We start from the raw sequence: 21250 nt of genomic DNA, 5'->3' as shown, positions 1-21250 counted from the left end.
ATTCCTTGGTCGGGGCTTTTTCATTCAGTCCCCCGGCGTTCCAGCCTTGGTCAAAGCCGCATCAGGCAAGGCATTGTAGGATTCCGCCTCTTCGATGGGGAACCGGGCCAGAAGATAAGGGGGCTCCCGCCGGTCTTTCCCATCATTGAAAGACGCAAGCCGGTTCCATTGCCCAAACGTACAATAGACATGCGTCTCGGACGCAAAGATTCCGTCCGGCGACAATATTCGAGGATCACGAAGCATCAGTTTGAACGATCCATCCGGATCTCGCCGCAGAATACAGTCATGTTCATAATTGGTGGTATACAGACGATCATGACTGTCAAAATCTAGGCCATCCGCTACGCCTTTTTCCCCCTCATCACGAATAGCCGCTTCGAGTTTAGCGTCATCTGACGCGGGATCTGCCAGAAGATCTACGGGGAGACTGTAAAGACGTCGACTTGTCAGAGGCGCAAAATAAAGCCGCTGCTCGTCCTTTGTAAGGGCGATCCCATCTACCCCACCAGAAACCAGTTGTGGCTTTTTAGGCAGATACTGGCGAGGCTCTCCCTCAACAATGGCCAGAAAGCCCTGCTCTGGCAGAATAGCCCTGCTCTGGGCCAGAACCCGTCGTCCCTGCCCCGTTGCGACATCCACAACGACCAGAGCAGGCTGCGTGCCAAATGAAGAGTCCGTCACAAAAACCATTCCCTCCGCCCCATGTGACAGAGAGACACGCAGATCATTCATGTGGCTGTCAGGAAGCAGAACAGGCTCTTTGAGGAGGATCCTGTGCACAATGGTGTTGGTTTTCGGATCAATGCAGACAATTTTTGCTGCCCCTGCCCCAATCGGGTGACCAGCTCGTTTTCCATCATCAATGGCCCAGATCCGTCCATTACGATCCAAAGTCATTCCGTGAATGGATACAAGACACTCTGCATCAGAACGATGACTGGGAAGGCTTTCTTCTTTCGAGGGATAAGGTACTACCTTTCCATTCACCAACTCTCCAAGCGTCGCGCCTGTATGGTTCACGGCATGCCTTGGAAAGCCAACGAAAATGCGTCCTTCTGGCAACACCACGACACCGGACGGACCAGGACCGTCAAACCTTGCAACAACTTCAAAAATACCATGCGGCACAGTTCCCCTGTCTTCATTTGAATCAGCAAAAGCAGAAGACATTCCCCATGGCGCAGCGGCCAGAGATGCAGGGGCTATCGAGGCCGTTCGCAGAAAATGGCGACGTTTCACAGATCAAACTCCCATTTTTCATTACAACATTTCTGTGTCATAACGCTTCAAGTGATGGAACGGCGCCACACTGAAGCAAGAAATACGCAAATGTTATTGAAACGGAAGAAATTCCGTTGACCAAACCGATACACGATAGCAATCTGTCTAATTGTTAATTCACTCTTGTGAGATCGTGAAATCGTGTCTGTACGTTTTTCCTCCCGGCATATTGTGCTTCTAGGTACCACTCTTCTTGGCTCCTCCCTTGCCATGCCGGTTACAGGACTCTGTGCAGCGCCTACAGCAAAAGCCGAAACCCCTCACAAGAAGACAAAAAACCGTACATCCGTCTCGTCAGTCCGAACCAGGGATGTTTCCGGTGGCAATGAGTCTGTCATCGTCACCGGCACACGCGAATTCGGTAAGAAAGCACGCGATTCGATTTCCCCGATCGACGTTGTTTCAAACCGGCAACTCGCAGCCACAGGTCAGCCAACCCTGCGTGACGCCCTTTCGCTTCTGCTCCCATCCCTAACTGTCCCAACGGCTGGCTTTGACGCAGGCGCGCTCACGGACACAATCGCTCTCAGAGGCCTGAACCCGAACGAGACCCTTGTGCTCGTTGATGGCAAACGCCGTCACACGACAGCAAACATTTATGCCGATCCGGGCCCGTCACAGGGCGCGACACCCGTTGATATCGACATGCTTCCCATGTCGATGATCGATCATATAGAAGTTCTGCGCGACGGGGCTTCAGCCCAGTACGGGTCTGACGCGATTGCTGGCGTGGTGAACATCATCACCAAAAAGCAGGATCACGGCCTAAACATGCGCTCCAACACTGGCATTACCAGCGAAGGAGATGGCTTCCAGCAGGGCGTCTATCTGGATGGCGGCTTCAATATTCATAACCGCGGTTATGTTCATATTGGCGGCGATTTCGTGCATCAGGACCATGCTTTTCGGTCCGGCAAAGACAACCGTACGAACCAGTACACCAACCAGGTTCTGAGCCAGCCCGAACAGACGCGTGAAAGCGTTGCCGTCACTGCCGGTTACGACATCACGGAAAATGTTCAGGCCTATGGAAGCGCAACCTACGCGCACCGCCACGCAGAGTCCTACCAGAATTATCGCCTGCCTTCGACGCTGACCGCCTACCCAGGATATGCCGCGAAGTATCCATATGGCTACTCACCAATCCTCGGGCTGGAAGAAAACGATTACGAGCTAACAGCTGGTTTCAAAGGCATGCTGGCGGGCTGGCATTGGGACCTTTCCACAGTCTATGGCCGCGATTTCGATCGGTTTGATGCCCTCAGCACAATCAATAGTGCCGTATATAAAGCATCAGGCCGAACACCGACGAATTTTTACAACGCGCAGGGTTATAACAACTCGCAGTGGACGAGCAGTCTTGACCTTTCCCGCAAGTTCAACTTCTCGTTCTGGCCCCACAGCATCAACGTGGCTGGTGGCGCTGCGTATCGTTATGAATCTTATTCCATGGGCACAGGCTCGGCAGACAGCACGGCCGGCACAGGCGCTGACGGTATTCCTGGCACAACGTCTTATAACGCCGGCAACTGGTCGCGTGATGTTGCATCTGGCTACATCGACATTGCAACGCACCTGATGAAGAACTGGCAGGTCGATCTGGCGGGTCGCATCGAGCACTACACCGATGTCGGAAATGCCAAGACAGGCAAGATCTCCACGCGTTATGACTTCAGCCCTCGCTTTGCCGTCCGTGGAACCTTCAGCAGCGGCTTCCATGCCCCGACACTGGCCCAGCAGCATTATTCCGCGCTGGCTGTCTCCCCAACTGCCGCACGAGGCCTGATTGCAGCCAATTCTGCTGGTGCGCTTGCCAACGGCGCATCCCAGATGAAGCCTGAACAGGCCACAAGCGTAGAGGGTGGCATCGTCGTCGAACCGATTCGCAAGCTGCACGTGACGGTCGACGCCTATCAGATCGACCTCCGCGACCGCATCCAGCCAGGTGGAACGATTTACGGATCGGATGCCTACAGCGCTCTTGCCATGAACAACTTCCCGCTTCCTGCTGGCTCCGAAAGCTGGGGAGCCGGTCAGCTTTCAACATACTGGTTCGCCAACGTCGCCACGACGCGCACACAGGGCCTGGATATCAATGCGACCTACCCAAGCGAGTTCGGCCGCTTCGGACATGTGGACTGGGATGTTGCGATCAACCTGAACCGGACGCGTCTACGTCATCAGGGCACCACCACCACGGGCGCGAACCTGCTGACAATCCCAACACTCGCCTATCTGACGACAGCTTATCCGCGCTCCAAGATCATTTTCGGTGGCCGCTGGCATTCTCCCAACAACACATGGGCAGTGGCGGTTCATGAAATCCGCTATGGCCAGACCACATCGAACCTGACTTACTACACAGGCCCCAATGCGTTCTCGACCACGAACTATCTCGAGTTCCAGAATGCCCCGAAATGGACGACCAACGCGTCCGTCACCTACAATATTAACCAGCACTGGAGCGCGACGATTGGTGGCAACAACATCTTCGCCGCGTACCCATCCGCCGTACCAAAAGAAAACCGTTACCTCGGTGCTCCAAAATATTACATGAGCACCAATCAGCTCGGAATTACGGGAGGCTATTACTACCTCGACGTCTCCGCCCGCTTTTAACGCCTTCAGACTGGTGGAGCCTTTGTTCTCCGCCAGTCTTCTCAACCATCTCGACGTCATCATCGGACGCCTGTGTTTTCAGAGGTTGCGGTTCTTTTTCCCTGTCGCTGCACACAGACACATCGTCCGGTTACAGCCACAACACCTCATCATTTTAAGAATGCCCTAGGGAAAACGGATCAGCGCTTCCAGATCCCACAGAGAGACGCAATATGCCTCCGGCAGAGCGCAATATCAGGCGTCCCACTCTGCTTACATGCCAACTCAAAAGCCTGCGTTTCCCGCATAGCCCGCGCTAGAGCGTCACTTGTCCAGCGATCAAGCGCGTGATTAAAAGCGGCCGTCCGTTTGAAAAACACAGGCGGCTTAAGCGACTTCATAGCCTCTGCGCGCCCCTGCCCGCTCTTCACGGCAAGCGCCACCTTTTGCAACCGCACCAGAACCCCCAGAACAGCACGAGCCACAGCGACAGGGTTTGCCCCATCAGCCAGAGCACGCTCAAGAGCCTGATCCGCCTCTTCCCGATTGCCAGACAACGCCGCGAATACGGCATCTTCCAGAGAGCTTCCTCCGGCATCTCCTACGCAATCCTGAACCGCATCCAGATCCAGTCGTCCGTTAGCGCCTGCGTAGAGAACAAGCTTCTCGATTTCGCTCCGGACTCCGCTCCTGTCAGCCCCCAGTCGCCCCATCAACCAGGTCAAGGCATCACGGTCAATCGAAACTGCCGCCTGTGATAAAGCTTCCGTAACAGTCTGGGAAAGCGCACGTCCCTCTTCCGGGTAACAGGCGATGGAAGCAACATCTTTGCGGCTTTCCGCCAAGGCTCGCAATTTGGACCGGGAGGACAGCCCCGGCGCCTCAATGACAATGAGGGTATCCGTTTGCGTCTCCAGAACCCGCGCCAAAAGAGGCGTTACGGAATCCTGCGCATCCCTAACCCAGACCACACGTCGCCCACCAATCAGGGACAGCGCCGTTGCTTCATCTTCCAGACGGTCCTGAGTATCCCGGTCCAGCTGCGCCACACGAAAAGGATCATCGAGCGTTTCTGCTACCAGACGAACAGAGTGTGCAGCACGTTCACGGATCAGGCCAGAATCTTCTCCATGGAGGAGAATGGCGCGCCATGTCCCCGCATCAGCCAAGGCACGCCCGATATTACGGGTCTCAACCTTCATTAGTTGGTGATGGTTCCCTGAGAAATTCGTCCCGTTGCCGATGCCGGGAAGCCATCTGCACCGACCTTCTCTGTTGAAGTGCCATTATCAGAAGGCATTCTGTCGGTATTGATATAACGCGGCAGATCTTCCTGAGTATTTTTGGAAGGGGTATTGTGGGATCTGAACCAGATTGCCAATTGCTGGGTCAAATTCTGCGCCAGAGTCTGAGCAACGCGTCCTTTGGCCGTTTCATCGTTCAGCGTCTGGGCAAAGTACTGCTCAAACGTCGTATTGTATCCGTCCAGCGTATTGACATCCCCCTGCGTCAGAAGCTGGGGAGACTGTTCTACCGTGAAGAGCTGCCAATGCGCACTACCCGTCACACGATTTCGACCAGACGTGTTGTCCTGGTGAATATCAATGGCTTCCGTATTGGCTCCGGAATTGACCCGCAATGTGTAACGCTGCGGGTTTTCAGGTCCTGCACCTGAAAGATTTTTCTGAAGAGCCAACCGCAGTTGCTGACCATAGCGCCCCTGAATGTTCGCCACATAAACCTGTGAAAGTTCAGTAGAAACATCCGTTGTCGGGGAAAGCTTTCCATAGAGAGGGGTGAAACCACACCCCCCCAACATCAGAAAGCCTGCCATGGTCAGAACACTGCGACGCTTCACGATCAGCCTGCCACTACAAAATTGACGATCCGGTTTGGAACGTGGATTTCCTTCACGAGACGCTTGCCTTCGAGCGCGCGGGCCACGTTCGGCTCGGCTTTCGCGGCAGCCAGCACCTGATCCCTCGGCGCATCCGGCGGCACCTCAATGGTGCCACGCAGCTTTCCAAGAACCTGAACACCGATTGTGACGCTCTGTACCGCCAGCCATTCATCCTGAGCTTCCGGCCACGCCCTGTCCACAACGAGATCACCATTCGGCTCAAGTACGGCCATCATGTCTTCCGCCAGATGCGGCATCATGGGAGCGGTCAGCAGACACAGAGCCGACGCAGCTTCACGACGGGCCGCTGCCAGCCCTTCTCCCTGTTTGCCCTGCGCCTCCGCCAGAGCAGACGTCAGTTCGTGCAACCTTGCAACCGCAACGTTAGGCGTGAAAGCCTCCAGCGCCTCTGTGACAGCCGCAATCGTCCGATGTGTCACGCGACGCAGATCATCTCCTACGACACCATGGGCGCTGTCGATGGCATCTGCACTCGCAACTGCTGAGACCAGACGATGCAAACGCTGACCAAAACGGGCCGCAGCCGCAACACCGGACGCCGTCCATTCCATATCGCGTTCTGGCGGGCTGTCCGACAGCACGAACCAACGGGCCGTATCCGCGCCAAACCGCTCAATGATTTCCACAGGGGAAACCGTATTGCGCTTGGACTTGGACATTTTCTCTGACCGGCCCACCTGAACCGGCGTTCCGTTATCGCGGCGAACAACCTGCTCTCCACGACGCTCAACCTCTTCCGGATAGAGCCAGCCGCTCGAATCCTTGTAGCTTTCGTGCGTCACCATGCCCTGCGTAAACAGGCCATCGAACGGCTCATCAATTCCAAGATGACCCGTCTCATGCATCGCCCGGGTAAAGAAGCGCGCATACAGCAGATGCAGGATCGCGTGTTCAATCCCACCAATATACTGGTCAACCGGGAGCCAGCCATTGGCGGCTTCCGGAAGCGTCGGGGTCGCGGCATGAGGGCTCGTGAATCGCGCGAAATACCAGGAACTATCGACAAACGTATCGAACGTATCGGTCTCGCGGGTCGCCGGGGCACCACAGTTCGGGCAAGCCACATGCTTCCATGTCGGGTGATGGTCCAGCGGGTTTCCTGGACGGTCAAACGTCACGTCCTCCGGTAGGACGACCGGCAGTTGATCATCTGGAACAGGCACCGCACCACAGTTGTCACAGTGAATGACAGGGATCGGGCAACCCCAGTACCGCTGACGTGAAATGCCCCAGTCACGCAGACGCCAGTTTACGACACCTTGCCCGACGCCCATGCCTTCTAGACGTTCAATAACCGTTTTCTTGGCAACAGCGACATCAAGCCCGTCCAGGAAGCCGGAGTTGTAGAGTTTCGCGTCTCCGATGACGGCCTTCTTGCCAACCGTGAACGTCTCGGCATCTTCGCCAGCAGGCAGCAGCACCTGCGGAACAGCCAGATCGTACTTACGAGCAAAATCAAGGTCGCGTTGATCGCCACAGGGGCAACCGAATACCGCGCCTGTTCCGTAATCCATGAGTACGAAATTCGCGATCCAGATCGGAGCGGACTGATCCGGGTTCAGCGGATTGCTGACACGAAGACCTGTGTCGAAACCAAGCTTTTCAGCCGCTTCAATCACTTCCTCGGATGTTCCGAGACGGCGGCATTCTTCGATGAACCCGGCAGCGGCCGGATTGGTTTTCGCAACCTTGGCCGCCAGCGGATGGTCCGCAGCGATGCCAACGAAGCTCAAACCAAACAGTGTATCAGGACGCGTCGTGAAGACTTCGATGCCGTCCAGATTTATGTCGAACCCGGCAGGCGGATTATGCAGCGCGAACCGCACCCGCGCCCCTTCAGAACGACCGATCCAGCGCTCCTGCATAGTGCGGACACGCTCGGGCCAACGATCAAGCTGCCCCAGACTGTCGAGCAAAGGTTCCGCGAACTTCGTAATCTTCAGGAACCACTGCGAGAGAACCTTCTTCTCAATCAGTGCCCCTGAACGCCAGCCGCGCCCCTCAACGACCTGCTCGTTAGCCAGAACAGTCTGATCCACCGGGTCCCAGTTAACCGACGAATCACGACGCTCGACCAGACCACCCGCCAGCATGTCCAGAAACAGCTTCTGCTGCTTGCCGTAATATTCCGGCAGGCAAGTCGCGATCTCACGATCCCAGTCCAGCGAGAAGCCCAGGCGCTGCAATGTTCCGCGCATGGTAGCGATGTTTTCCATCGTCCACTTACCAGGGTGTACATTCCGCTCCCGGGCAGCATTTTCCGCTGGAAGCCCGAACGCATCCCATCCCATCGGATGCAGCACAGAGAAGCCACGCGCACGCTTGTAACGCGCTACGACGTCTCCAAGCGTATAGTTCCGCACATGCCCGACATGAAGCTGCCCGGAAGGGTACGGAAACATCTCAAGGACGTAGTACTTCGGACGATCAGCAGGAGGTACGTCAGGAACAGCAAAGACGTTCCGCTGTTTCCATTCGGTCTGCCAGAACGGCTCTCTTGAGTGAAAATCGAAAGCCGGGGTCGTGGAATCGCTCATGTCTAACTCAGTTGCCCCGCTCGCCATTTTCAGCACGCAACTGGCGTGCACGGGTCAGGATACGGGTTGTGATATCAGAAGTCGTTGTCGCTGAGACCGACGTGTCCTGCCATTCTCCATCCTGACGGACCTGGCGGAAAACGGAAACACGCAGGGCGTCAGAACGCATCCGGCGATCAAGCACATAGGCTGCAATCTTGAAGCGTTCATCCTTACTGGCAGGGGGCTGATACCAGTCAGTCAGAATGACACCACCAACAGCATCGGCAGATGCCAGCGGCATAAAGGAGAGAGTGTCAATCGCCCCACGCCAGAGATAGGCGTTCACACCGCCCTTGAGCTGATCGGCACCGCCTTCCGCCCCACGATCAACACCAAGAAGATGATTACGAGGCGCTGTCAGGCTGCTCGGATCGCGGGCGCCGCCGCAGGCAGCGACCGTTCCAAGTGCAAGCATACCGAGAGCCACGCGAACTGCGGAGCGGTGGAAAGAGCGGGAAGCAGTCATCTGTGTACGAGACATCATGGAGGGTCCTGCGGGCCGGGCCAAGGCCGTCACGGGCATGGATACAGACTGGCGAAACCTGTATCCTGACAACATCAATTCCGTGTTCATATCGCGCCCATCGGGCGAGGCCAAGCGCCCTCCCGATTTATAGAAGCCTTATGTCAGGCCTGCGGTCAGAAAAGCCTGATGCAGTTCAGTCTTTTTTGCCTCTCCCAGATAGGGGAAACGGCTCAGAATCTTTGCTATCGTCAGATCCGGAACCAGTCGCGTCAGATGATCCCGAACGTGCTGAATTTCTTCCAGGTTTTCATCTTCTTCAACAAGAGCAACAAGATAATAGACCAGCGCACTCGGATAATTGGGGTATAGACCCGCCATCAAACGCCCCATTTCGATGACGTCCCGACGTTCTCCCCCCAACATCATGACCATCATGAAAAATGGCCTGATCAGGATATAAAGCGGTGAATGATACGGATTGTTTCGAAGCCGCCCGGCAAGTTGCGCCGCGCCTTTCAAATCTTCATCAAACAGACACAGTAACAACTGACACAGCAGATAGTCAGGAAGACCACTTCCGCATTTCAGATCCTCCAGAGCCTGCGCCTGCATCCGAACAATAGACCGCGCCATCGGAAAAGAAGCCCGATCATGCATCAGCAACGTCGCAAGAAGAACGGCTCCACCCGATGCATCAGGCTTGAGAGTGACGAGCTGTCGGGCAGACTGAACGCCCTGCGCCAGCAATTTCGTCCCCTCATCACTCCAATCATTTTCATAACGGATCAGACAATACAGCACGCGCATTAGAGGGACATTGCCCTCACGCGGGTCCTCAATGGCAGCCATATCCAGAAGCTGGCTGACATTCGGGAAAACCTCGCTGTTCCCTTTAAGCAGAAGCTTGAAAACCCGAGCCATTTTTCCAAGAGCTGAAAGTTCGCCATCCGTCCGATTGGCGACCCGACGGGCTTCCGCCAGCAACAGCCCCCACTGCATTGCCGCTGCCGGGCCTATCAATCCAGATGCTACCGACCCCGGGTCCCGATCAGGAAAGTCATAATGCGCACCCCAGACGATTACGCCACCTGCCCGCACATCCATAACCTTCAGGATCAGACGAAGCGCGTGATCTGAAGCACCGGCTCGAACAGCGCCCGTGATAACGTAGTCCGCACCAAGACTACGATACGACGCCATGGGATTCACAGGATCAGCGACGAACCCCTCTGGTTTCGCAACGATATCAAACGTCTCGACATGCACGAACAGCAGTTCAAACTGATCACTGAGGCTGGTCGCACATTTCAACGCGGTTTCATTGCCTGAATCCATTGTAAAAGGCGTCAGGATCAATAAGGAAACCTTGCGAGCCTGCCCTGCGGCCACTCTGGCAAGATGCAAAGGCAACGCCAGCATGGGATCAGGTCGCTGGTAAGGTGTGCCTCTTGAGAAGTGATCTTCTTCTACTGAAAACTGAACCGCAACATCTTCGGCCCCCGCAGTATCCGGAACCGTGACAGGACAGTCCAGCCCCGCGCCTTTGAGAACACTTCCCAGCACCCCTTGGGTCAAGGGATGAAGCGTATCTTCCTGCCCCAGGACCCGTGTAGCCTGTTCCGCGAGAGCCGTAGCCCGAGCATGCTCCCCCCGCCGCAGAGCATTCTGCACTTTGGCACGCCAGGCAGCTTCGTTGAGGGGATCAACCTTGAGAAGACGATCTGTAACATCATCAACCTGCTCAGGGTCCGTCAGTTCACGCAGACAACCTTCATAAAGCGTCAGGAGATGATGAGACAGCCTTTCGCGTTGCTGCTCCAGCCACTCATCAAGAGCCGGATCTACGCCACTCAGCTCCCCAAGCAAAATTTGCTCAGGCGCCGGAATGGTCTCAATAGTACGAACGCTGGCTGTCAGGATACGCTCAGCGTCTACGGAAGTCAGAGCTGGCTTCAATGTCAGCGAATGGCGCTGTACATCCAGAAACTCAACGCCAACGGGGCTCAACGCATCAAGAAGACGGTGAATTTCCTGTCGCAGGGAAGCACGCGCCATATCTTCAGGTCGCCGGCTCCACAGCAACTCCGCGAGCCGTGAGCGCAAAACAGGCTTTCTGTCCGACAAGGCAAGAATAGCCAGAAGAGCACGCGTTTTCCCACCCACAGGAAGAACACTTTCTCCGGTCAGGGTGCGCGCCTCCATCTGACCAATCAATTTCAGACGAAGCAATGTGGGATCGGTCTCGCGAACCTGACGTACGGAACCGGAAAGCATTTTGGTCATACCCATCAATGCCCGTAATCAGAACATGGTTCCGGACGAAAATGACACCGACCCCGAACAGACATCCGATACGAACTCATGACAAGCACCCTCAATCAAAGCAAACCTGGAGCTGCGCTTCAAAGCACATGCTGTAGGAACAGGGTTGCGGCGTTGCCATCCTTCCTACCCAAACGCTGACCGTACTCCGCGGCTACCTCTCCGCCATACGAGCTTCAAACTCACAATGGATTACGGCCATTTTTTGGAGGTCTGCAAAACCTGTACCATCACAATTAAGATGACCAGGTAGACCCCCAGACATTTCAACTTTCCTACTATGCCATCCATAAGGCAGCCTGCGCACGGAAAGTCGCCTGAAATCAGCGTCTCGATATAGATGTTTCTAAAAATTCCATATCAAGAAACCTTGCAAGCTGACGGCGACTGGAAGCACAGCAAAAACGAAAGTGCAAGAATCATCTTCCTTTTAGCGCAGTAGCCTGTTGACAAAATCAGCCGTCACCGCAAGGAGTAACGAAATAATATTTGTTAAATTTTATCAAAAAACTAATTTAATTTTCATAAGTTTTCCAGAAGGATAATGTTTGAAAAAATTTAGTTTTTTAATTTTTAACGTATTTTTTCACGTCCCGCCTCTTCCTATCATCAGCTTGCAGAAAATACGACCATACGATAACACTTGCAGCGTGTGTCCGCGTAGCTCAGCAGGATAGAGCACAGGATTCCTAAGTTTGAATTGGGCGCTATGGTTGGAAACTCCATAGTGGATTCGCTCAAATTCGGGGAACGCTCTGATTTTCTTGAGTCGTGCCAATCCCGAGCCAAGCTTTCTGTTGCGGCAGAAAGAAGGTGTAGAGACTGTACGGGCGACGCCTGGGCTTTAACACCCCCTGGCGAAGAGACAGTCCAGACCACGAACGCACTCGACCAAGAGTGTGGCGGCGAAAGTCGAAGTGGTATGAATCCTGGGGCCGGAGGTTCGAATCCTCTCGCGGACACCACACTCCCTCAAAAACTGATTGTTTTATCCTGTGACACGCCCGGCACGGAGATGGTGTGCGGGAGCCCCAGGAGGGCATACACACCATAGACGATAAACGCCGCCACGAGGAGAACAGCCAGCAACCGGCCAAAGATACGAAACGCTCCTACAACGAGTGCAACGAACAGAATTAGAAGCACGACAGTCTGGATCGCCCCATGAACTCCAATGCTGTCCAAGGCATGCCGTGCCAGCACCTCGATGAAGCTGATTGCGGCCACAATCAGCCCCACTAGCATCAGGATAAAGCCGATCAACGTATCGAAAATGGACTGCATGTTTTGACCATGAGAAAAATGGGACAGATCCGCTCCAGAAAGACACTCCCGAGACATCAGGTCAATCACTACCTGATCCGTCAGGGATGGACGGATGGTAACGATGTCATTACGAAAGATCCCTGACACAGCTGGAACTTCCGTATTTTTATGAGCATCACATGACCAGTTCTCCCAACCTGCTGCTCACGATCGTAGAAGCAATCCTTCCGATCCTGGTCACGCTCGGCTTCGGTTACTTCGCAGCTTATCGTAAAGACTTCGATGCCCAGCAAGCAGGTGTCCTAACACGACTGGTTATGCTCTATGCCCTCCCGCTTGAGCTTCTGGTGTCCATTCTCAGCACACCGAAAGTACAGGTCCTGTCTGCCGGCCCGGTCGCCGCCCTTATCCTTCTAGCGATGGTTGGTGGATATTTTGTTGTCTTTTCAATTTTTCGTTTTGCATTCAAACGCCGTCTGAGCGAAGCGGCCATGATCGCCATGACCGTGACTGGGCCTTCCGTACCCTTCATTGGCATTCCGGTCCTTGGTCAGATTTTTGGCGCAGCCAGCGGCGTCCCCATCTCCATCGCCGCGCTTGCAATGAACCTGATCCAGCTCCCCATCACACTCATCATGATGGGTCACGATCATCAAGGCCGCCAACCCCGCCCCCCCTCTACGGAACGACGCGACGAATTAAAAGAGCTAGTCGGGCACCTCCTACACTCCTGCCGGGAACCCGTCGTCTGGGTTCCGCTGATGGCCCTGCTCCTTGTGTGTGCAGGCGCTTTCATTCCGCACTTCCTGAAAGGTTCTCTCCAGTTATTAGGGCGGACCACAGGCGGTGCAGCACTTTTTGCTTCAGGCGTCGTGCTGTTTACCCGGCAGGTCCGCTTCAGCCCACTGGTCGGCACGATTGTCGTCGTTCGAAACATTGTGATCCCGGGCACAATCTACATCATCGCGCGCCTGTGGCATCTTCCTCTACAGGCGCTTCAAGAAAGTGTATTGACGATGGCAATCCCGAGCGCTTCCATCAACGTTATCCTGGCGATGCGCTACCATGTGCTCGAAAGAGAAATCGCATCGGTCCTGTTTTTCGGAACACTCAGTTCCATCGCAACAATGGCATTTTTTATATGGCTCACCGGCGCTTGAAGAGTTTCCTGTTTGTCTGCACAGGCAATATCTGTCGCTCCCCACTTGCAGAACTTGCCATGCGCCGTGAAGCTATGATCCGAGGCCTGACACTCGATATTGATTCCGCCGCAACAGGTCACTGGCATCTCGGTTACCCTCCCGACCCCCGAGCCTGCCGCGTTGCACGTCAGCATGGACTGGATGCGTCAAATCTTCGGGCCAGGCTGGTGACGCGCGAAGACTTCGAGCGCTTTGATCATATTCTTGCCCTGGATCATTCTCATCTGTCTTACCTGCGCGATCTCCAACCCGATGGCAGCAAGGCCAGCGTTTCCCTGATGCTGGATCACCTTCCCGGCCGTCACGGAGATGCTGTCGCCGATCCGTATTACGGTTCGGATGAAGGCTTTGATGTCACCTGGCAGGAAGTCGAAGCCGCCTGCCATCATCTTGCCGAAAAAGAACTTGGCCCGGTTGAGTCTTAACATCCCAGATTGGAGAACCGCTTTGTCTTCCCGTCCCGACATTCTGGCAATCGATCAGTTCCCTCCAGCCATTACAGAACGACTGCAAAGCCTGTTTACAGTCCATCCGTATGAAGGGACCGAGCCTCTTGCTTCTTATGCAGACAAGATCCGCGGCGTCGCGACGGGAGGCGGTTCAGGTCTTCCACGCCCTATCATGGATGCATTACCTGCTCTTGAGGTTATTTCAGTCAACGGCGTAGGCACAGACCAGATTGACTTGGAAGAAGCCCGCCAGCGCAAAATCGGTGTTGCGACAACGCTTGGAACGCTGACAGACGACGTGGCGGACATGGCCATAGCCCTCATGCTTTCCGTCATGCGAGAAACGGTTCTGAATGATCGCTTCGTTCGCGCGGGACAATGGTCAAAACAACCACTGCCCCTTTCCAGAAGTGTTACCAAAAAGCGTATGGGTATCGCAGGTTTTGGCCAGATCGGTCAGGCCATTGCAAACCGTGCCGCAGCGTTCGGCATGGAAGTAGCATACTTCAATTCCCGCCCCCGGAGAGAAAGCACACTTCGCTTCGAGCCTGACCTGAAGGCTCTGGCAGAATGGTCCGACGTTCTTGTTCTGGCTGTTTCGGGCGGCCCACGCTCAGCGAACATGGTCGACGCTGAAGTTCTGGACGCACTCGGACCAAACGGTGTTCTCGTCAACATCGCACGCGGTTCAGTCGTTGATGAAACTGCCCTGCTCGCGGCCCTGAAGCAAAAACGCATTTTCGGGGCAGGCCTCGATGTTTTCCAAAACGAGCCCAATATCAATCCAGAGTTTTTCACTTTGGATAATGCCGTACTCCAAGCCCATCAGGCTTCAGCAACCGTAGAAACAAGAACACTGATGGGCAATCTGATGGTGGATAACCTCAAAGCCCATTTTGAAGGCAAACCTCTCCTGACTCCAATCCTCTGACCTCAGGGTAAAAACTGTTCGGCGATAATCCGTTCAGACAGACCATGATCCGGGTCAAAGAGAACCGTAGCATGCTGCTTGCGGTCCTCTTTGACCACAACCTCCACAACATCCCGAATTTCCTTGAAATCCGCGACTGCTGCTGTCGGACGCTTGTCCGTATCCAACAATGTCAGTCGAACGACCGCCGTTGACGGCAAAAGTGCCCCTCTCCATCGCCTTGGACGAAACGCTGAGATTGGGGTTAACGGGAGAATGTTTGCACTCAAAGGGACAATCGGGCCATGCGCGGACAAGTTATAAGCCGTTGAACCTGCTGGTGTAGCAACAATCACTCCATCACAGATCAGTTCCTCAAGCCTTATCCGGCCATCAATCTCAATCCGTATTCTGGACGTCTGCCGCGTCTGACGAAAGAGAAACACATCGTTAAAAGCTTTACCTTCGACCACTTCGCCACTGACGGTTGTGGCAGTCATGTGAAGTGGATGCAGCAGAGAAGGCTGAGCGTTGAGCAAACGCTCCGGTAGATTATCCTCATCCGGAGTGTTCATGAGAAAGCCGATGGTCCCATAATTCATACCATAAACGGCCAGGTCGAGACCCAATACCCGATGGAGGGTTTCCAGCATAAACCCGTCCCCCCCAAGGCTGACTGCAACATCTGCCTTTTCCAGAGGAACATTGCCATAACGGGCCGAGAAGGTTGCGAGCGCATCTTGCGCAGCATCAGTAGCAGCAGCGGTAAAAGCGATTTTCATGATGCTCAGATCAACCGCCTGTTCGCCTGAACCTGCATTCTCTGCCGAACCTGCTGGACCTCATCCAGATCCAGTTCAGCCACTCCCCAACCTTCCTCACTTCCCAATTGAAGAACAACGTCTCCCCACGGACTGACGATCATGGAATGACCATAAGTCTGACGTCGATTACCCTGCCCGTCGACATGCCATCCTGTCGTCCCGCAAGCTATAACCCATGCCTGTGTTTCAATGGCACGAGCACGAACAAGAATATCCCAGTGTGCTTCACCCGTCTGCTGTGTGAAGGCTGCAGGCAGAATAATCATCTCCACATCAGCAGCTCGCAGCGCAAGAAAGAGTTCAGCGAACCTCAGATCGTAGCAAATCGCCAAACCCGTCGGGACCCCATCAATATCGACAACTTCAACCGTTTCGCCGGGAACGTAATTGTCACTCTCGCGATAACCCTCCCCATTAGGCGTAACGACGTCAAAAAGATGGATCTTCCTGTAACGCCCACATTCTTCACCATCAGGGTTAAAGACAAGTGAGGTATTGGCCAGCTTGTCGCCAGAGTCCGGTGTAGCCAATTCTCCAATCGACCCACCATGAACCCAGATTTTGTGCTCGCGAGCCATTGCCCTCAACGCTTCATAGAGCACACCTCCCTTATCGCCCGGCCTGGGCAAACCTTCCGCACTCGCCCGTTTGGTCTCAGTTGATCCTCCCAGACAACTCCATATTTCAGGAAGAACGACGAGATCAGGCTTCTCAGCGTGTACAGCTTCTGAGACCAGCCGTTGGGCTTGAAGAATGTTGGCACTTCGATCAGCCGCAGGGGCCATCTGAATCAGGGCAACGCGCATGGTTTGATACATTTCCTGGGAACAGTAGTTCCCGAACCATAAGCGATCCCTTAAAGAGACGTAAGCCGCGATTTACGCAACAGCCGGTAGGCTGCCCTGAACCACCTGACGCACCAGACGCCCAACATCTACAGCAGCCGGAGACGTCGGAAAATTTTCCAGAAGACTTGATTGCATCCGAATTGCCGCAGGCACCCTGCTATCCTTACGCACTGTTCCTGCGAGTTGTGGCTCCCATTTCAGGAAGAAACGACAAGCTTGCAGAAGTTTTTCATATGTCTGAACACCACTCCGATGGCTCGATGCCTGATTGATGACGAGTTGACAGTGCATATCATCACCACCCACACGCCGCCGATCTCGCAGATAAAGCTTCATGATGGCATAAACGTCTGCCAAAGCCGTAGGCTCATCTGTAGTGACGGCAAGAAGCTGATCAGCAATAGCCGCCAGATGCCGGGTAATCGGATCAATTCCGGCACAAAGATCCACTAAAATAAAATCATATTGCCTGACCAACCTGAGAGATAACAGCAGCTTATCAAGAGCATCACGGTTCATACCGGAAACAGCCGAAACACCAGATCGCCCTGCAAGCACATCAAACGAATAAGCAGCCTCTCCGGTCCCACCACAAAAATGCTGAACGCCGTCTTTGATCGTTACATCTCCGGATAAAATATCCACCACATCATGCGTTGGAACAAGCCCAAGCTGAATATCCACGTTGGCCAAACCAAAGTCGCCATCAAGAATAAGAACTTTGTATCCGGAACAGGCCAAAACCTGTGCCAATGAAATAGAAAGCCACGTTTTCCCGACGCCTCCTTTCCCGGATGCCACAGCGATAATTCTCGTACGACATAAAGCAGAAGAGACTTCCATTACGGCGTCAGGCACCTGCGCCTTTATGCAATGATCCATAAAGGGAGTCATCATACACTCCCCTGCGCAGCAATATGTTTCATAAGGGCTGCCGCTCCCGTCACACTGGACGCGTTCATTTTTATTACGCCTGAACCTGAATGGGTCGGGCGCTTTGAAACAACAGGTATAGAGTTTGGCGAAAGTGTCTTACTCGTACCGTCAGCAGCGACCTTTGATGCAGCTTCCCATTTGAACGTCATCAATTCGTTTAGACTAGCGGCGTCCAGAGTACGAAGCCCTCCAATCAATTGGCTTCCCGTACTCGCTTCCACCAAGGACATACCAGCCATCGCGCTTCTGACAATTCCACCCAAGCGGCGCGCGCAGTCCGTCCGGGATACAATCATTTTACACACGCCATTTTTCCGAAACCATGAGACTGTTTCTTCTGTCTCGATGGCGTCCTCTCCGGCAGGATGCACAAGAGTGAGGTCTGCTTGGGCAGCACGCTGTAATGTAGCCAATACTTTCATTCCTTTTTCATCAAAAGGAACAGTCGCTGCGGTATCAATGAGTATGGGCGTCCTGCCTCTTTTTGTACGGCAAAGATTTTCCAACATTTCAGAACTTTCCACCGCAATAAGGTCGAGGCCAAGTATTCTGGTACAGGCTGCCAGTTGCTCAAGCGCTCCAGATCGCTCCGTATCCGTAGTCATAACCAGAGGAGACGCACCCGTTAGAGCCAAACGCGTGGCGAGACGAGCAATTGTCAGGGTTTTCCCGCTACCAGGAGTACCACAAACCATGAGAGGCGGCGCATTTACTGAGAGATTTAAAGTTTCAAACGAAATATTTTCCGAAAGAAATTTTTCATAATCTAAATCCGGTTTTTTCCCAACCAGACAACCAAGATCCAGCCCATGCCAATCGTGCAATGATTTCCTGGGAGTTGCTGGGACTGAAAAGCGCGGCTTAATTATCTCTTTTGCTTCGCCCTCCTCCGGATCGAGCGCAGCAGTCAGTTCTATATCTCCATCTGGCATAATACGCGATGAAAGAATAAAAGCCTCTTCACCCAACGTTTCACGTAGCGTCGTCATGGCAACAGACATTGAGGCACCTCGGATCAGCTTGATGCGCATGATCCACTCTCCTTTGTATTTTGCCTCACTGAATCACCCCTACGGTATATATCTTTGCCCGGGTTGAAATTTCAGCCTGAGAAAGAACCATAGTTGCCGGCCTGATCCGCTCGACAATCATCCGGACCGGACGGCGAAAACTCCCTGCCACAAGAATAACCGGGTTTTCACCTTGACCAAGCGCCATATCGAGAGCTTGGCGCAACTTCCCTACGAATTCGTTAAGACGTGACGGAGGAAGTGCAACTTGGCGATCATCCGCCGGTCCAACCATATTTTCAGAAAAAACGACTTCCCAGTCCGGACTTAACGTCAAGATCGGAATATATCCTTTAGGCCCGGTCACCGCTGCACTGATCTGGCGCGCAAGCCGGACACGCACATGCGCTGTAAGAGCAGAAACTGATTTTTGACCCTGCCCACACCCTTCCTGAAGCGCTTCAAGAATACCTGACAGATCTCTTATCGAGATTCTTTCAGCAAGGAGTCCTTGAAGAACACGCTGTATGACACTGACGGAAACCTGCGAAGGCACAAGATCAACAATCAGCTTCTGCTGGTCGCGGGGCAGTTCATCAAGAAGCTTTTGCGTCTCCGTGTAAGAGAGAAGATCAGACATATTTTCGCGCACGAGTTCAGTCAGATGCGTGATGATCACACTCGCAGGATCCACCACTGTGTATCCCTGCATAATTGCTTTTTCGCGCAAACTTTGATCAATCCAGAGCGCCGGCAAATTGAATGCTGGCTCCCGCGTCTGATCACCAAGCAAGTCAGGTAAGCCCCCTTTGGGGTTCATGGCCATGAGCCGGTTTATCTGTACTTCACCATGACCAATTTCTATTTCCCTTATCCGCACAGAATAAGCATCTGCAGACAGTTGAAGATTATCCTGAATTCTAACAGGGGGCAGAATAAACCCCATTTCTCCAGCAATTGTTCGCCTTAAAACCTTGATCTGTTCTGTCAGACGCGCACCATCACCACTTGCAATCGATAAAAGGTTAAATCCAAGTTCAAGCCGCAGTAAGTCAACACGCAGACTGTCCGAGATTGGCGCTTCAGCAGACTGAGTGTTTTCAGGCAAACTGACAGCATCTCCATCGGAGTCCTGCTGCTGAATCGGAGATCGATATCGAAACCACGCTCCTGCTCCCGCCAAGCCAGCAAGCGCGAGAAAAGGTAAAGCTGGCAGGCCCGGCATAAGAGCCAGAACTGCAGCTGAACCTGCAGCCAATGCTAATGGTTTCGGATTGCCGCCAAGCTGCCGAACAAGCGTGACATCTGCGGCCCCTTCAGTGCCTCCTTTTGTCACAACAATACCGGAGGCCGTCGAAACAAGAAGAGCTGGAATTTGTGAGACCAGTCCGTCTCCAATTGTCAGCGTTGTAAACGCCGATGCAGCATCAGAAACAGACATTCCGTGTCGGCCAATACCAATGGCCAAGCCACCAACAATATTGATCGCCGTAATAATCAAACTGGCAATGGCATCGCCTCGCACAAATTTGGCGGCACCATCCATCGCACCATAAAATCCACTTTCTTCTTGAAGTTCTTTCCGCCTTTGTCGGGCCACTCTGTCGTTAATTGCGCCAGACGACAGTTCAGCATCAATGGCCATCTGCTTCCCAGGCATTGCATCCAAGGAAAACCGCGCCGCGACCTCGGCAATACGTCCTGAACCTTTGGTAATTACCATAAAGTTTACCACCAACAGGATGGCAAACAAAATAGCACCGATGACAACATCGCCCCCCATAAGAAAGCCACCGAAAGCAGCCACAACGTGACCTGCTGCGTAAGCTCCCTCATATCCATGACTCAAAATAAGGCGCGTTGTGGCAACCTCAAGAGAAAGACGAAGCAGAGTCGTCAGCAATAATAATGTTGGAAATGACGTAAAATCCAAAGGTCGCGTAAGAAAAAGCGCGACCATAAGAACCAATACAGATGCAGTAACAGAAAGAGCTAAACCCACATCCAGAATAAATGTTGGAAGCGGCAAGACCAGTACAGATAAGAGCGCCGCGACGGCGAGAGCCAGCCCAACATCTGACCCGGGAAGCCAACGCGATTGCCCTCGCAGCCAATTGGGGAGGGGAATCTTTTGGAAAGCATCAGAAATCGCCGGCATTTTCAAAACAGCAGGAAAATTGCCGCGCGCGCCACCACTCATCTGCCTCTCTCCGTCACAAAAAAGACTGGAGGAATCTATTTTCACTCCGAATGTAAGAAGTATTCCCTCACAAATTTAATTATTCGTAAAAATACTGCCTAATTTTTCACTTTTTCGGATTTAATGATTTCTGTCATCGTTACGCCCAAACGAGATTCATCGACCATGACAACCTCGCCCCTTGCGATTAATCTATTATTCACCAGAATATCAATTGAATCTCCGATTTTACGATCTAGTTCTACGACAGCGCCGCGGCCCAAGCGCAACAACTGGCTTACCTGCATCGTTGTTCTTCCAAGAACAGCACTGACCGTCACAGGTATGTCATAAATTGCCTCTAAATCATGAGCAAACCTAGGCGCCTCTGCTGTTTGGGAGACAACATGCTCAACATTATCTAGATCAAATTCTTTTTTCGTATCAGACATCATC

Annotated in this window: 17 protein-coding genes; 4 read left to right on the top strand and 13 right to left on the bottom strand. The window is 53.5% G+C overall.

Annotated features, from left to right (window positions below):
- Positions 1–24: 24 nt before the first annotated feature.
- Positions 25–1242, bottom strand: coding sequence for an SMP-30/gluconolactonase/LRE family protein (locus J4P41_RS05330; protein ID WP_426066356.1), 1218 nt, complete (start codon positions 1240–1242; stop codon positions 25–27).
- Between the two features lie 183 nt (positions 1243–1425).
- Between J4P41_RS05330 and J4P41_RS05325 the strand changes: the two genes are divergently transcribed.
- Positions 1426–3903 carry a TonB-dependent receptor plug domain-containing protein gene (locus J4P41_RS05325; RefSeq protein ID WP_327791950.1) on the top strand — a complete coding sequence of 826 codons (2478 nt, stop codon included), beginning with the start codon at positions 1426–1428 and terminating at the stop codon, positions 3901–3903.
- A 179-nt stretch (positions 3904–4082) separates the two neighbouring features.
- On the opposite strand, the gene holA is transcribed toward J4P41_RS05325, so the two are convergent.
- From holA to J4P41_RS05295, 6 genes are all read right to left on the bottom strand, one after another.
- A complete protein-coding gene (gene holA / locus J4P41_RS05320) occupies positions 4083–5084 on the bottom strand; it encodes a DNA polymerase III subunit delta (protein WP_426066355.1) in 1002 nt (333 codons plus the stop codon).
- Positions 5084–5740 (bottom strand): hypothetical protein, encoded by a 657-nt coding sequence (locus tag J4P41_RS05315; protein ID WP_426066354.1) that lies wholly within the window; start codon positions 5738–5740, stop codon positions 5084–5086. The genes holA and J4P41_RS05315 overlap by 1 nt, the downstream gene beginning before the upstream one ends.
- A gap of 2 nt (positions 5741–5742) precedes the next feature.
- Positions 5743–8340, bottom strand: a complete 2598-nt coding sequence (gene leuS, locus J4P41_RS05310) for a leucine--tRNA ligase (RefSeq protein ID WP_426066353.1) — start codon at positions 8338–8340, stop codon at positions 5743–5745.
- A 7-nt stretch (positions 8341–8347) separates the two neighbouring features.
- Complete coding sequence (locus J4P41_RS05305) at positions 8348–8797, bottom strand: DUF3576 domain-containing protein (protein ID WP_426066449.1); 450 nt, start codon at positions 8795–8797, stop codon at positions 8348–8350.
- A 207-nt stretch (positions 8798–9004) separates the two neighbouring features.
- Positions 9005–11131 (bottom strand): hypothetical protein, encoded by a 2127-nt coding sequence (locus tag J4P41_RS05300; RefSeq protein ID WP_426066352.1) that lies wholly within the window; start codon positions 11129–11131, stop codon positions 9005–9007.
- Positions 11132–12142: 1011 nt separating this feature from the next.
- Positions 12143–12583, bottom strand: a complete 441-nt coding sequence (locus tag J4P41_RS05295; RefSeq protein WP_426066351.1) for a hypothetical protein — start codon at positions 12581–12583, stop codon at positions 12143–12145.
- Between the two features lie 32 nt (positions 12584–12615).
- Between J4P41_RS05295 and J4P41_RS05290 the strand changes: the two genes are divergently transcribed.
- From J4P41_RS05290 to J4P41_RS05280, 3 genes are read left to right on the top strand one after another with little or no spacing between them, the layout of a single operon-like run.
- Positions 12616–13596: an AEC family transporter gene (locus J4P41_RS05290; RefSeq protein WP_426066350.1), complete on the top strand. Its 981-nt coding sequence runs from the start codon at positions 12616–12618 to the stop codon at positions 13594–13596.
- The gene (locus J4P41_RS05285) at positions 13578–14063 is read left to right on the top strand and encodes a low molecular weight protein-tyrosine-phosphatase (RefSeq protein WP_211568400.1); all 486 of its coding nucleotides are present in this window, start codon (positions 13578–13580) and stop codon (positions 14061–14063) included. Before J4P41_RS05290 ends, J4P41_RS05285 begins: the two co-directional genes overlap by 19 nt.
- A gap of 22 nt (positions 14064–14085) precedes the next feature.
- Entirely contained in the window at positions 14086–15018 is a 933-nt protein-coding gene (locus J4P41_RS05280) for a 2-hydroxyacid dehydrogenase (RefSeq protein ID WP_211568399.1), read from the top strand.
- 2 nt (positions 15019–15020) lie between these two features.
- On the opposite strand, the gene J4P41_RS05275 is transcribed toward J4P41_RS05280, so the two are convergent.
- The 6 genes from J4P41_RS05275 to fliN all read right to left on the bottom strand — a co-directional run bounded on the left by J4P41_RS05275 (position 15021) and on the right by fliN (position 21249).
- Positions 15021–15779, bottom strand: coding sequence for an NAD kinase (locus tag J4P41_RS05275; protein ID WP_010502223.1), 759 nt, complete (start codon positions 15777–15779; stop codon positions 15021–15023).
- Positions 15780–15784: 5 nt separating this feature from the next.
- Complete coding sequence (locus J4P41_RS05270; protein WP_211568398.1) at positions 15785–16627, bottom strand: carbon-nitrogen hydrolase family protein; 843 nt, start codon at positions 16625–16627, stop codon at positions 15785–15787.
- A gap of 72 nt (positions 16628–16699) precedes the next feature.
- Positions 16700–17566: an AAA family ATPase gene (locus tag J4P41_RS05265; protein WP_426066349.1), complete on the bottom strand. Its 867-nt coding sequence runs from the start codon at positions 17564–17566 to the stop codon at positions 16700–16702.
- On the bottom strand, positions 17563–18636 hold the full coding sequence (locus J4P41_RS05260) for a flagellar GTP-binding protein FlhF (protein ID WP_426066348.1): 1074 nt from the start codon (positions 18634–18636) through the stop codon (positions 17563–17565). The genes J4P41_RS05265 and J4P41_RS05260 overlap by 4 nt, the downstream gene beginning before the upstream one ends.
- A 25-nt stretch (positions 18637–18661) precedes the next feature.
- Positions 18662–20815: a flagellar biosynthesis protein FlhA gene (flhA, locus tag J4P41_RS05255; protein WP_426066347.1), complete on the bottom strand. Its 2154-nt coding sequence runs from the start codon at positions 20813–20815 to the stop codon at positions 18662–18664.
- A gap of 98 nt (positions 20816–20913) precedes the next feature.
- Positions 20914–21249 carry a flagellar motor switch protein FliN gene (fliN, locus tag J4P41_RS05250; RefSeq protein WP_026017461.1) on the bottom strand — a complete coding sequence of 112 codons (336 nt, stop codon included), beginning with the start codon at positions 21247–21249 and terminating at the stop codon, positions 20914–20916.
- Between the last annotated feature and the right edge of the window lies 1 nt (position 21250).

The organism is Gluconobacter sp. NFX36, from assembly GCF_049887835.1.
GTDB lineage: Bacteria > Pseudomonadota > Alphaproteobacteria > Acetobacterales > Acetobacteraceae > Gluconobacter > Gluconobacter japonicus_A.
Note: the sequence above shows the minus strand (reverse complement) of the source record. Positions and strands in the feature narration are given on the sequence as shown.

What these genes read in the sequence shown, in the direction of transcription:
- holA (WP_426066355.1), bottom strand. Translation starts at nt 5,084, where the DNA reads ATGAAGGTTGAGACCCGTAATATCGGGCGTGCCTTGGCTGATGCGGGG.
- leuS (WP_426066353.1), bottom strand. Translation starts at nt 8,340, where the DNA reads ATGAGCGATTCCACGACCCCGGCTTTCGATTTTCACTCAAGAGAGCCG.
- J4P41_RS05305 (WP_426066449.1), bottom strand. Translation starts at nt 8,797, where the DNA reads ATGCTTGCACTTGGAACGGTCGCTGCCTGCGGCGGCGCCCGCGATCCG.
- J4P41_RS05300 (WP_426066352.1), bottom strand. Translation starts at nt 11,131, where the DNA reads ATGACCAAAATGCTTTCCGGTTCCGTACGTCAGGTTCGCGAGACCGAT.
- J4P41_RS05290 (WP_426066350.1), top strand. Translation starts at nt 12,616, where the DNA reads ATGACCAGTTCTCCCAACCTGCTGCTCACGATCGTAGAAGCAATCCTT.
- J4P41_RS05285 (WP_211568400.1), top strand. Translation starts at nt 13,578, where the DNA reads ATGGCTCACCGGCGCTTGAAGAGTTTCCTGTTTGTCTGCACAGGCAAT.
- J4P41_RS05275 (WP_010502223.1), bottom strand. Translation starts at nt 15,779, where the DNA reads ATGAAAATCGCTTTTACCGCTGCTGCTACTGATGCTGCGCAAGATGCG.
- J4P41_RS05270 (WP_211568398.1), bottom strand. Translation starts at nt 16,627, where the DNA reads ATGCGCGTTGCCCTGATTCAGATGGCCCCTGCGGCTGATCGAAGTGCC.
- J4P41_RS05265 (WP_426066349.1), bottom strand. Translation starts at nt 17,566, where the DNA reads ATGATGACTCCCTTTATGGATCATTGCATAAAGGCGCAGGTGCCTGAC.
- J4P41_RS05260 (WP_426066348.1), bottom strand. Translation starts at nt 18,636, where the DNA reads ATGCGCATCAAGCTGATCCGAGGTGCCTCAATGTCTGTTGCCATGACG.
- flhA (WP_426066347.1), bottom strand. Translation starts at nt 20,815, where the DNA reads ATGAGTGGTGGCGCGCGCGGCAATTTTCCTGCTGTTTTGAAAATGCCG.
- fliN (WP_026017461.1), bottom strand. Translation starts at nt 21,249, where the DNA reads ATGATGTCTGATACGAAAAAAGAATTTGATCTAGATAATGTTGAGCAT.